The following is a 1,170-nucleotide window of genomic DNA, read 5'->3' on the forward strand; positions in this document are numbered from 1 at the left end:
TGGTCTGCGCGTCCAGCGTTGCGGTCAGGTAGCTGTTCTGGTTGGCCTGCGAAGCCGCCAGCTTGAGCGCCTGATTCTCGGACTGCAGCGAATCGATCTTGGACTGTACCATGAAGTCCATCAGGCCGCGGTAGTTCGCGTTCTGGTTGTCGATGATGTCACGGGTCGAGTTCTGGATCGTGTTGCGGGTGTCGCAAGCCTGCGTCGCCATGTCATAGCGCACGCCCTGGATCGCGTTCTGGGTCTGGCAGCAGCAGTCCTGCAGGTTGTAGCCGAGCTGGCACAGGGACTTGTCCACACCGTTAAAGCCCTGCAGCATCGCAACATTGGTGCTGTTAAAGCCGCCGGTAACCGCATTGTTCAATGCATAGACAGAATCGCAAATGCCCTGCTGGATTGCGGAAATGCCGCGTTCCAGGCCGTTGAATGCAATCGCCTCGTTTACATCAGCGCGGGTCGCAATGCCCTGCAGGCCAGGATCAGTGGACGCGCCGCCGCCGAAGCCGCCGAAGCCAAAGCCGCCGCGGCCCCAGCCGAAAATCATAGCAAAGAGGATAATGGCCCACCAGCCATCACCGCCCCACATGCCGCTTCCAGAATTATTATTGCTGTCCTGGCCTAATGCATAGCCCAAAGCCATCGAATCATCAGACATAAATTTAATCTCCTTTTCGTGTATTTACATCGGGGCCGTACGCTCCCCTGATGTTCAATGGGAAGCGGTTTTTTATCAGGAACCGAGTAAACCGAAAAAGAGACAGATTTTCAGAAGTATCTCTGCCTTATTTGAAAAGCTGGTTTGCCTGCCGCATGAACTGCTGCGGGTCCAGACCCGCCTCTTTCAGCATGTTCATTGCCGCCTGCTGGGGATTGCCGCCCTGCATGATCTGCCGCATCTGCGGATTGCTCTGCGCCATCTGCTGTAGCGCCTGTTGCGGGGTCATGCCGCTGTTTTTCATCTGCATGATCTGGGCGACCATCGGGTTATTTGCCGTCAGCCCCTGCATGAGCATTTGACCCATGTTCATTTGTCGTCCCTCCTAACTGGTCGCACAAGGCGTTAAACCGCCTTGCGAGTTCGTCAAAGTCAGACTTCTTCACATATTCCGAAAGGTTAATGTCCTGCTGCGGAGCCGCCTGCTCCTGCACGCGCTGGTAGGCTGCGAAATC

At 55.9% G+C, this 1,170-nt stretch carries 3 protein-coding genes; all 3 read right to left on the bottom strand.

Annotated elements, in window-relative coordinates:
* Window positions 1–655, bottom strand: a 655-nt coding sequence (locus tag H8S45_RS15785; RefSeq protein WP_186950587.1) for a hypothetical protein, incomplete at its 3' end; no start/stop codon positions are given.
* 127 nt (window positions 656–782) lie between these two features.
* Window positions 783–1,028, bottom strand: a complete 246-nt coding sequence (locus H8S45_RS15790) for a hypothetical protein (protein WP_152959543.1) — start codon at window positions 1,026–1,028, stop codon at window positions 783–785.
* Window positions 985–1,170: hypothetical protein (locus H8S45_RS16080; RefSeq protein ID WP_207724529.1), on the bottom strand; the 186-nt coding region annotated here is incomplete at its 5' end. The genes H8S45_RS16080 and H8S45_RS15790, both read right to left, overlap by 44 nt.

The organism is Agathobaculum faecis (assembly GCF_014287995.1).
GTDB classification, from domain to species: domain Bacteria; phylum Bacillota; class Clostridia; order Oscillospirales; family Butyricicoccaceae; genus Agathobaculum; species Agathobaculum ammoniilyticum.